12 protein-coding genes are annotated in these 10,425 nt (G+C 64.7%); 9 read left to right on the top strand and 3 right to left on the bottom strand.

The window, feature by feature from the left end:
- The 3 genes from JX25_RS12785 to JX25_RS12775 all read left to right on the top strand — a co-directional run.
- Positions 1-246: heavy-metal-associated domain-containing protein (locus JX25_RS12785; RefSeq protein WP_241557957.1), on the top strand; the 246-nt coding region annotated here is incomplete at its 5' end.
- Complete coding sequence (copM, locus tag JX25_RS12780; protein ID WP_128255493.1) at positions 246-578, top strand: CopM family metallochaperone; 333 nt, start codon at positions 246-248, stop codon at positions 576-578. The genes JX25_RS12785 and copM, both read left to right, overlap by 1 nt.
- A 61-nt stretch (positions 579-639) precedes the next feature.
- Positions 640-1,413 carry an SDR family NAD(P)-dependent oxidoreductase gene (locus tag JX25_RS12775; protein ID WP_128255477.1) on the top strand — a complete coding sequence of 258 codons (774 nt, stop codon included), beginning with the start codon at positions 640-642 and terminating at the stop codon, positions 1,411-1,413.
- Here the strand turns inward: JX25_RS12775 and dld are convergent.
- Positions 1,401-3,125 carry a D-lactate dehydrogenase gene (gene dld, locus JX25_RS12770; RefSeq protein WP_128255476.1) on the bottom strand — a complete coding sequence of 575 codons (1,725 nt, stop codon included), beginning with the start codon at positions 3,123-3,125 and terminating at the stop codon, positions 1,401-1,403. The two genes, JX25_RS12775 and dld, sit on opposite strands and share 13 nt — an antisense overlap.
- A gap of 129 nt (positions 3,126-3,254) precedes the next feature.
- Between dld and JX25_RS12765 the strand changes: the two genes are divergently transcribed.
- From JX25_RS12765 to JX25_RS12750, 4 genes are read left to right on the top strand one after another with little or no spacing between them, the layout of a single operon-like run.
- The gene (locus JX25_RS12765) at positions 3,255-3,650 is read left to right on the top strand and encodes a VOC family protein (protein ID WP_128255475.1); all 396 of its coding nucleotides are present in this window, start codon (positions 3,255-3,257) and stop codon (positions 3,648-3,650) included.
- A gap of 51 nt (positions 3,651-3,701) precedes the next feature.
- Positions 3,702-4,202, top strand: a complete 501-nt coding sequence (locus tag JX25_RS12760; protein ID WP_128255474.1) for a hypothetical protein — start codon at positions 3,702-3,704, stop codon at positions 4,200-4,202.
- The gene (locus JX25_RS12755; RefSeq protein WP_128255473.1) at positions 4,199-5,764 is read left to right on the top strand and encodes a GMC family oxidoreductase; all 1,566 of its coding nucleotides are present in this window, start codon (positions 4,199-4,201) and stop codon (positions 5,762-5,764) included. The genes JX25_RS12760 and JX25_RS12755 overlap by 4 nt, the downstream gene beginning before the upstream one ends.
- Positions 5,765-5,810: 46 nt before the next feature.
- Positions 5,811-6,194: a ribbon-helix-helix domain-containing protein gene (locus tag JX25_RS12750; RefSeq protein WP_128255472.1), complete on the top strand. Its 384-nt coding sequence runs from the start codon at positions 5,811-5,813 to the stop codon at positions 6,192-6,194.
- A gap of 3 nt (positions 6,195-6,197) precedes the next feature.
- On the opposite strand, the gene JX25_RS12745 is transcribed toward JX25_RS12750, so the two are convergent.
- Together JX25_RS12745 and JX25_RS12740 are read right to left on the bottom strand one after the other, a co-directional pair.
- Positions 6,198-7,586, bottom strand: coding sequence for an L-cystine transporter (locus JX25_RS12745; protein WP_128255471.1), 1,389 nt, complete (start codon positions 7,584-7,586; stop codon positions 6,198-6,200).
- A gap of 213 nt (positions 7,587-7,799) precedes the next feature.
- Entirely contained in the window at positions 7,800-8,678 is an 879-nt protein-coding gene (locus JX25_RS12740) for a manganese catalase (protein WP_128255470.1), read from the bottom strand.
- A gap of 165 nt (positions 8,679-8,843) precedes the next feature.
- Here JX25_RS12740 and JX25_RS12735 point away from each other — a divergent pair, with 165 nt between their 5' ends.
- Both JX25_RS12735 and JX25_RS12730 read left to right on the top strand, forming a co-directional pair.
- Complete coding sequence (locus JX25_RS12735; protein WP_128255469.1) at positions 8,844-9,872, top strand: NADP-dependent oxidoreductase; 1,029 nt, start codon at positions 8,844-8,846, stop codon at positions 9,870-9,872.
- A 48-nt stretch (positions 9,873-9,920) separates the two neighbouring features.
- Positions 9,921-10,403 carry a hypothetical protein gene (locus JX25_RS12730; RefSeq protein ID WP_128255468.1) on the top strand — a complete coding sequence of 161 codons (483 nt, stop codon included), beginning with the start codon at positions 9,921-9,923 and terminating at the stop codon, positions 10,401-10,403.
- Positions 10,404-10,425 lie beyond the last annotated feature (22 nt).

The following is a 10,425-nucleotide window of genomic DNA, read 5'->3' as shown; positions in this document are numbered from 1 at the left end:
ATGGTGGGAAGCCCCACATTGCATGGCACGACCATCCTGAAGGAGATGACGATGCACTTGCATATCGCGAAGATGGCCTGCGGCGGATGCCTTGGCACGATCACCGAAACGATCAGGGGCCTTGATCCCGCCGCCACGGTGGAAGCCGACATGCCCGCCCGCAACATCGAGGTGCGCAGCACCGCCTCGCAGGCCGAGATTCAGGCGGCGCTGGCCAAGGCCGGTTATCCGGCGCAGGCCGCATGATGCGGGCGCTGGTTCTGGTTGCCACGCTTGGGATGGCGGGCGCGGCGCAGGCGCAGGATCACGCGCATCACGGTGCGGCTTCCGCGGAGGACGCGTTCCGCGAGGTGAACCACCGGATGCATTCCGCGATGGAGGTGGAGCCGACGGGCGATGCCGATGTCGATTTCATGCGCGGCATGATCCCCCATCATCAGGGCGCGATCGACATGGCCCGCGTCGTGCTGGACCACGGGCGCGACCCCGAAGTGCGCGCGCTGGCCGAAGAGGTGATCGCAGCGCAGGAGCGGGAAATCGCCTTCATGAAGGAATGGCTGGCGGAACGCGGCCACTGATCTTCATCGCCGGATGACCCGGCCCCGCGTGGCCGGGTTTCACACGGAGGAGCATGACGACATGACCACTGCACTGATCACCGGCGCGGGGCGCGGCATCGGCAAGGCCATCGCAAGGCGCCTGGCCGAAGATGGCCACGATATCGCCATCAACGACATCGCCGCCAATTCCGACATGCTGGAACAAACGGCCGAGGAACTGCGCGCCACGGGCCGCAAGGTTTCGACCGCGCTGGCCGATGTGTCCAAGCCCGATGAAGTGACCGAGATGGTCCGCAAGGTCGTGGCCGATCAGGGCGCGCTGAACATCATGGTCGCCAATGCCGGCATCGCCCGCGTCACCTCGTTGCTGGAGATGGAGGCCGATGAATGGGATCAGGTGATGGCCGTGAACATGCGCGGCGTGTTCTTGTGTTACCGCGAGGCGGCGAAACAGATGATCGCGCAGGGCGGCGGCGGCAAGATCATCGGCGCGGCCTCTATCGTGGCGTATCGGCCGTTCGCGCTGTTGTCGCACTATTCGGCCTCCAAGTTGGGTGTGCGGGGGCTGACGCAGGGCGCGGCGATGGAATGGGCCAAGCACGGCATCACGGTTAACGCCTATTGCCCCGGCATCGTCGGCACCGACATGTGGGACCTGATCGATGAAAAGCTGGCGCGCGAGGAAGGCCTTCAGCGCGGCGAGGCGCTGAAGAAATATTCCGAAAGCATCGCCCTTGGCCGCGTTTCGGTGCCCGAGGATGTGGCCAAGCTGGTATCCTACCTCGCCTCGCCCGACAGCGATTACATGACGGGCCAGTCGATCATGATCGACGGGGGCATTCAGTTCAGCTGATCCCCTTTGCCCTGCGGCGCATCGAAGCCGCAGGGCCGCCCGTGGCAGCGTTCGCGCGATGTCTTGCCGATGCCGGGATTGAAGCTGTTGGTGGGATCCAGCGTTTCGTAATGGGCGCGCAGGGCGGGCTTGGCGGCGTAAAGATGGCCGACATTGTGTTCGGCCGGATATTCGGCCCCGCGCGCATCCAGATGCGCCAGCATCGCGGCCTTCAGCGCGTTGGCGTCGCAGCCCTTCTTCACCACGTAATCCTGATGCAGCACGTGGCACATGAAGTGCCCGTAATACAGCTTGCGCGCGATCTGGCCGTCAAGCTCGGGTGGCAGCTCCTCCAGCCAGTCGGGATCGTTGCGGCGCAGCGCGATGTCCAGCGCGAGGATGGCTTCGGTTTGCGCAGGATGCACCGCGCCGTAACGGACGGCGGCCCCGGCGGCGGCAAAGCGGTGCAGCATGGCCTTTCCCGCCTCTGCCTTCGTGCAGGCGAACCAGCCATCGCCCACCGTGTCGGTCAGGATCGCCTGCGTTTGCGCGGCGGTTGCGCCCGAAACCTTCAGGATCAGGTGGTGGTCGAAGCGGGCGCGGAAATCCAGCATGCGGCGGGGCAGCGCTTCGGGCGCCAGCCGCGAAAGGGCCTGCAGGACGCGGTCGGTCAGGTTGCGCGGCAGGAAGGGCAGCTTGTTCAGCCGCGCATCGATCGCGCCCTTCAGCGCAAAGAAGGCCGGCAGCCGGTCCGTGCCCAGCCAGTGGATCATCAGCAGCGTATCCTTGCCATAGCGGTGCGCGATGTCGAAACAATCGCGGTGCAGGTATTCGCCGCTGACGGGAAGTTCCGGCAATTCGGTCAGCAGGCGGCGCCGCAGGGCGCTGAAGGCGGCGGTGTCGTTGCTGCCGGCATAGAACACCTGCTCCCCCGTCTCGGCGGGGAAGGTGTCCAGCCGCACGGCGAAAACCGCCACCTTCCCGGCCGAGCCGGAGGCTTCGTGCAACCCCCGCGGATCGGCGTTGAAGCGGGCGGGCGTGGGCGCATCCACATCGCGCACCCGTTCGGCATATCCGTGATCCGAAGCGCGGCCCGCATCGTGGCGCACGGCGGCGGGGTCGATCTCTCCCCGGTCCAGCCGGCCAAGGATCTCTTCCGGGGTGGTGCCAAGGTCGATGCCAAGATGGTTCACCAGCACCAGCTGCCCATCTTCCTGCACCCGCGCGAACAGCGACAGTTCGGTGAAAACCGGCCCCCGCCGCACCAGCGCGCCGCCCGAATTGTTGCAAACCCCGCCCACGATGGATGCGCCAAGGCAGGACGATCCGATTACCGAATGGGCCTGCCGCCCGTGCCGCGCCAGCAGCTTTTCAAGGCTGAACAGCGTGCCGCCCGGAAGGCTGATCACCTGCCGGCCGCCCTCCAGCAGGTGCAGCCCGTCCAGCCGCAGGGTGGAAATGACGATCACGCGCCGGTCGTATCGTCCCTTGGGGGTGGACCCTTCCGTCAGGCCGGTATTGGCCGCCTGCATGATCACGATGCAATCGGCCGCCACCGCCGCCTGAAGCACGCGCCACATCTGCACCAGCGTGCCGGGGATCACGACGGCGATGGCCTCCCCCTCGCCCGAACGGAAGCCCTTGCGGAAACGCTCGGTCTGTTTTTCGCCCGTCAGGCAGTGGCGTGCGCCGACGATGTCGCGCAGCGCGGCGATCAGCGTGTCGCTGTGCATGATGTCTCCTCCCGCTTTTCCCCCGTGCCAGCATATTTCCACCTTCGCCTTGCGGGTAGTAGCGACATAATACCTTTCATGCGATCTTCGCGCTTAACCTGATCGATACGGAAATGAAGGAGAAACCCCTTGGCAAAATTCGTACACAGCATGATCCGCGTGGTGGACGAGGCGAGATCGGTCGATTTCTATGACCGCGCTTTCGGCCTGAAGGTTGCGGAACGGCTGGATTTCGACGGTTTCACGCTGGTTTACCTGTCCAACCCCGAAAACAGCTTCGAGCTGGAGCTGACGGTGAACAAGGGCACGAGCGAGCCCTATGACCTTGGCAAGGGCTATGGCCATGCCGCCTTCGTGGTGGATGATGTCGATGCCGAACATGCACGGTTCGAACGCGAAGGCTTCGCCCCGCGCAAGCTGGTGGATTTCCAGCATGACGGCAAGACGCTGGCGCGGTTCTTCTTCGTTCGGGATCCGGATGGATACGAGATCGAGGTAATCGGAAAAGGCGGGCGCTTTCGCTGACTGACCGGCGGCCTTGGGAGGGGCCGCCGCCTTGGAAGGGAGGAGAGGATAATGGAGTTGACGAAAGGCAGTGCGTCCTCCGTCGCGGTGTCGACGGTTGCCGAGGACGGCTATCGCCGCATCCCGCTGGGGCTGGAACGCGGATCGGGTTCGCGCAAGATGCTGAAGCGGATGCTGCGCGTGATGTTCCCGCACAAGAACTTTGGCGATGCGCCCTATGAACGCGCCGCCGAGGCGGTTCTGGCGCTGGCCTGCGAAAAGCCGGGCCGGCAGGTGGCCTTCGCCGCCGCGATCCAGGAACTGATGAACATGTCGTTCGAAACGCTGGACGACGATGCCGCGCTGGAACACCTCAAGGGAATCGCGCAGACCGATTTCTTCAAGCAGGTGCAGGGCCGCGCCCTTCTGGCGTTCTACGACGATCCCGAGGTGTGGTCCCTTCTGGGATATGAAGGGGAAAGCTTCGACAAGGGCGGTTACATCGACCGCGGCTTCAACGATCTGGACTGGCTGCCCGATCCGCGGATCGAGGAATACGGAGGCGAGCAATGAAATCCATCCCCCTCGACGAAGCGGCGGTTGTCATCATCGGATCGGGCGCGGGCGGCGGCACGCTGGCCTATGAGCTGACAAAGGCGGGCATCGAATGCGTGGTGCTGGAAGCCGGCCCTTACCTGAAGAACGAAGATTACGAGAATGACGAGTGGAAGGCCTTCCACCAGATGGCATGGCTGGATCCGCGCACCACGTCGGGATCATGGCGGATCGCCCGGGATTTTCCCGCCCTTCCGGCATGGATCGTGAAGGCGGTGGGTGGCACCACGACCCACTGGTCCGGCGCCACGCCGCGCTTCAAGGATTACGAATTCAAGGCCCGCAGCACCTATGGCGAGGTGGAGGGCGCAAGCCTGCTGGACTGGCCCATCACGCTGGAGGAGATGGAGCCTTACTATGACCGGGCCGAGATCGCGATGGGATCGACCCACCGCCACGGCCGCCCCGCGCTGCCGGCCAACAACAACTACAAGGTTTTTGCCAACGGAGCAGAGCGGGTGGGCTACAAGCTTTATGCCACCGGCCCTTATGCCACCAATGCCGAACCCTATGACGGGCGGCCCGCCTCCATCCAGGACGGGTTCAACTTCCAGGGGGACAAAAGCGGCGCGAAATGGTCGATCATGGTGCGCGAGATTCCCCGCGCGCTGGAAACCGGCCTGCTGGACCTGCGCCCCGACAGCCACGTGGTGCGCATCACGCATGATCCGTCGGGCAGGGCGGATGGCGTGATCTATGCCGACAAGGACGGGCAGCTGCACCGCCAGGAGGCGAAGATCGTCTGCGTTGCCGGAAACTCCATCGAAACGGCGCGGCTGCTGCTGCTGAGCGACAGCGCAATGTTCCCCAAGGGGCTTGCCAACAGCTCGGACCAGGTGGGGCGCAACTACATGCGGCACCTGACGGGATCGGTTTATGCCCGCTTCGATAAGCCCGTGCGGATGTACCGGGGCGAAACAATGGCCGGCATCATCGCCGACGAGGCGCAGCACGACCCTTCGCGCGGGTTCGTGGGCGGGTATTACATGGAAACCATCTCGCTTGGGCCGGCCTTTCTTGCCGCCTTCGTGGAGCCGGGGGCGTGGGGCCCCGACTTCACGCGCATCATGGAAGCATATGCCAATACTGCCGGCATGTGGATCGTGGGCGAGGATATGCCCCAGGCCACGAACCGCGTCACCCTTTCGCAAACGATGCGCGACCAGTGGGACCTGCCGGTGGCCAACGTGCATTTCGACGATCACGCCAATGATGTCGCGATGCGCAACTATGCCTATGGCAAGGCGGAAAAGCTGTATGAGGCTGTTGGCGCGACGGGATGCCACCGCACGCCCCCCTATCCATCAACCCACAACCTTGGCACCTGCCGGATGAGCGAGCGGCCCGAGGATGGCGTGGTGGATCGCTGGGGACGGGCCCATGACGTGCCGAACCTGTTCGTCTCGGACGGTTCGGTGATGACAACTGGGGCGGCGGCGAACCCCACGCTGACCATCGTGGCGCTGGCGATCCGTCAGGCCGAATACATCGCCGCGGAATTGAAGCGCGGCAATCTGTGACGGCGCGGCGGGCCGCGCAGGCCCGCCTTTTCATAAGGAGAACCACATGTGCAGGCTGTTCATCGGCGCCGACCCCCATTTGTGGGAAAGCCAGACGCGTTCCATCCGCATGGACGGGATGGTCACCAGCGTGCGGCTGGAAAACATGTTCTGGATGGTGCTGGAAGACATCGCCGCGCGGGACGAGATGAACGTGCCGCAGCTTTTACACCAGCTTTACAACGAATCCATCGATGAGGGGCATGATCTGGGCAACTTCACCTCGTTCCTGCGGGTGTGCTGCCTGCGTTTCATCGACCTGCGGCTGAAGGGGCTGGTGCAGGCGGAAACCGTCGCGGCGCCCCTGCAGACCGACGACATCCTGCGGCTGGAGGCAGAGGCGCATCTTGCGCGGCGGAAGCGGCCCGCCGCTGCGGGCCGCCAGCATTAACGATCAGGCGCCGGCCAGATCCTCGTCCTCGCGGCGCGACAGGATCCTGCGATCCGTCTGCCCCAGCAGTTGCGAGGTGACGGTGCCCGCCGTCATGGAGCCGGACACGTTCAGCGCGGTGCGGCCCATGTCGATCAGCGGCTCCACCGAGATCAGAAGTGCGACCAGCGTCACCGGCAGGCCCATCGCGGGCAGCACGATCAGCGCGGCCATCGTGGCCCCGCCGCCCACGCCGGCAACCCCGGCCGAGGATAGCGTGACGATGGCGATCAGCGTCGCGATCCAGCCCGGATCAAGCGGGTTGATCCCGACAGTGGGCGCAACCATCACCGCCAGCATCGCCGGATAAAGCCCTGCGCATCCGTTCTGCCCGATCGTCGCCCCGAACGAGGCCGAGAACGACGCGATGGTGGCCGGCACGCCCAAGCGGCGGGTCTGGATTTCCACGTTCAGCGGGATCGTCGCCGCGCTGGAGCGGCTGGAGAACGCGAAGCTGAGCGCGGGCAGGATCTTGCGGAAAAATGCCAGCGGGCTGACGCCGGTCAGAACCAGAAGCGTCGCATGCACGCCGAACATGATCCCCAGCCCGATATACGAGGCGATCACGAACTTGCCGAGGTTGAGGATATCACCCGCGTTAGAGGTGGCGGCCATGCGCGTCATCAGCGCCAGAACGCCGAAGGGTGTCAGCGCCATGATCAGGCGGACAAGCTGGCCGATCCACGATTGCAGCAGGTCGATCAGCGACAGAAGGCTTGCGCCTTTTTCCGCATCGCGCCGCATCAGCCGGATGGCGGCCACGCCCAGAAAGGCCGCGAACACCACCACCGCGATGATCGACGTGGGGTTGGCGCCCGTCAGTTCGGCAAAGGGGTTGCGCGGGATGAAGGACAGGATCAGCTCTGGCACCGTCAGGTCGGACACCTGCGGAGCATAGTTGTTCTGCAGCGTCGAAAGGCGGGCGGTTTCCGCCGTGCCCTGCACAAGGCCCTGCGCCGTCAGCCCAAAGGCCAGCGACATCAGGATGCCCACAACGGCGGCAATGGCCGTGGTTCCCAGCAGCGTGCCCAGCGTCAGGGCCGAAATGCGGCCAAGGGCCGATGCGTCATGCAGCTTGGACACCGCGTTCAGGATGGCCACGAAGACCAGCGGCATCACGATCATCTGCAGCAGGCGGACATAGCCGGTGCCGATGACGTTGATCCACTCGATCGTGGATTGCACGGTGTCGGTGCCGTGGCCCCATGCCAGCTGCAGGACGATCCCGAAGATCGTGCCTGCCACCAGCGCGATGAACACGCGGACCGAAAGCGACAGCTTTCCGCGGCCCAGGCTGTACAGCCCGTATAACAGCGCCGCAAAGATAAGAAGGTTGATGATGACAGGCGCCATGGCGCTTCTCCGATGTAATATGCTGCCGTGGATCTATCTGTTCTGGCAGGCAGGTTTAAGAAGCCCGGCAGCGAAAGGGAAATCAGCGCGCAAGGCCGCCGGTTCGGCCAACATCGTCCCGCGCAAGCTGCAGGTGGCGGAACCGTGGCCTTCCCGTGGCAGGCAGCCCCGTCGGAAAAAGCGCCCGGCGGCGGGATGCCGGGCGCCGGATCGTCACGATGCGCTTTTGGGAACCGGCATCTTCGGCGTGCCATAAACCCGTGGATCGACTGTGCCGAGCTGTCCTTCGTCATCGCTCATCGGCAGGGGATCGGCGAGGTATTCGAACTGGCCCTTGCCGTCCGGCGTCGGGCCGCTGGCCCAGCCCCCTTCGGCGCTTTCCGTTCCTTGCGAACAGTTCCAGAACTGGCTGCGCACCGCCTGGTTTTCCAGCGCCTCGGGGAAGTTCGACGGGACGGGCGTTTCTTCAAGGCCGTCCTCCTCCAGCTCGCGGATGGCGGCCAGCCACTGGTTCTGGTGCATCGTGTCGCGGGCGATCATGAAGCCCAGCATGTCGCGAACGCCCTTGTCCTCGGTCAGGTTGTAAAGGCGGCAGACCTGCAGGCGCCCCTGGCTTTCGGCCGTGACGTTGAAGCGGAAATCGGCCATCAGGTTGCCGCTTGCGATGGTATAGCGCGAGTTCCAGGGATACCCGTTGCTGTCGGTCGGGGCGGCGCCAAGGCCGGTGACGATGGCGTGCTGGGGGTTCATGCCGCCAAGGATCACGTCCTCGATCTGGGTGCCGCCCATGATCGCGCCCACGAAGGAATCCTTGGCCGCATCCTCCTGCGCTTCGACGGGGGAGCTTTCAAGAAGGCGCGCGATCATGGTTGCCAGCATCTCGACATGGCTGATCTCTTCGGTGCCGATGTCCATGATCATGTCCTTGTACTTCTGCGGGCCACGGCAATTCCAGCCCTGGAAAAGATAGGAGATCATGACGCTCATCTCGCCCCACTGGCCGCCCAGCACTTCCTGAAGCTGCTTGGCGAAGATGGGATCCGGCTTTTCGGGGCGGGCGTTGTACTGGAACTTGTTGGTTCTGAAGAACATGCTTTGCTCCTGTGAAAAAAAGATCGCGGCGCAGGGCGCGAGGCTGGGGCGGCGGTTGCACGGCCAGCCAGTGTGCAACATGAAGGCCGCAGTGTTGTTCCGCCCGATGTGGCGAACCACGCGCCGCCTTGTGCGTTACAGGTCCGAACAGGAAAGGAACCGCTCATGACTGGCATTCGCAACACCCGCATCGTTCTGGCCAACCGCCCCGAGGGGCGGCCCCAACCGTCCGATTTCCGCACCGAGGAGGTGATGCTGGACGAACCTGCCGAAGGGCAGGTGCTTCTGGAAACGCTTTACCTGTCGCTTGATCCATATATGCGCGGGCGGATGGATGCCGGCCCGTCCTATGCCGATCCGGTGGAACTGGGCGATGTGATGGTGGGCGGCACCGTGTCGCGCGTGGCACGTTCGCGCCATCCCGACTGGACGGAAGGCGATCTTGTCCTGTCGGGGGCGGGCTGGCAGACACACGTGATTTCGGACGGCAAGGGGCTGCGGCGTCTGGACGCCGATGCGGCCCCGCCATCAACCGCGCTGCATGTGCTGGGGATGACGGGCTTCACCGCCTATGCCGGGCTGCTGACCATCGGCAAGCCGAAGGCGGGCGAAACCGTGGTCGTGGCGGCGGCGAGCGGGCCCGTGGGATCAATGGTCGGGCAGATCGCGCGCATCAAGGGCGCGCGGGCGGTGGGCATTGCGGGCGGGCCGGACAAATGCGCCTTCGTGACGGACGAGCTGGGCTTTGACGCCGTTGTCGATCACCGCGCCCCCGATTTCGCGGAAAAGCTGGCGCAAGCCTGCCCGGACGGCATCGACGTCTATTTCGAGAATGTGGGCGGCCCCGTCTGGGATGCGGTGCAGCCGCTGCTGAACACCTTTGCCCGCGTTCCGGTTTGCGGGCTGGTGGCGCATTACAACGATCGCGGCGACGCCTCTGGCCCCGACCGCCTGCCGGCGATGATGGGAACCGTGCTGAAGAAAAGCCTGACGGTGCGCGGTTTCATCATGTCCGAATTCATGCACGATCAGATGGAGGATTTCCTGAAGGACACCGCCGGCTGGATTGCCGATGGCCGCATCCACTGGCGCGAGGATATGGTGGAAGGGTTGGAAAATGCCCCCGAAGCGTTCATCGGGATGCTGGAAGGAATGAACTTCGGCAAGCTGATCGTGAAGCTGGCCGATCTTTGATGACCTGCCCCTTGCGGGCCGGCGCAGGGGGAACAGGAAGGAAAGACCATGGGCTTCATCGTCGCCGCCGCGATCATCGTGCTGCTTGTCATCGGGTTTACCCGTCGGACAATCGTTGTCATGGCGGTGCTGGTGGCGCTGTTCTTTGTCAGCGTCGGCATCTATCTGGCCTATGACGCGCAGCGCCAGCGGCAGGCAGCGCGGCTGGATGCCGCGCTGGTCGCCCGCGTCGCCTTTGATCCGACCTGCGCCGAAGGCCGGCCCATCCGCATGGCGCTGCACAACACCGCCGACCGAACGCTTCGGCTGGCCCGGTTCGACATCTCTGCCTATCGCGCGGGGCACAGCATCCCGCTTTACCGCACCCGCGGCTATGTCGCCGCCCGCATTCTGCCCCCGGGCCGCGACTGGCAAGAGTGCCGCCCCCTGCCGCAGGCCATTCGCGGCACCGATACCAGCGCATTGGTGGAAAACCCGCCTGAAACCCTGCGATGGGAGGTGGAGAACCTGAACGGCACCTTCGAAAGGTGACGCCATTGGCCATCCGCCCCCG

The sequence above is a fragment of the Falsirhodobacter deserti genome (genome assembly GCF_004015795.1).
In the GTDB taxonomy this organism is placed as follows: Bacteria; Pseudomonadota; Alphaproteobacteria; order Rhodobacterales; family Rhodobacteraceae; genus Falsirhodobacter; species Falsirhodobacter deserti.
This window is presented reverse-complemented; position numbering and strand designations above follow the sequence as displayed.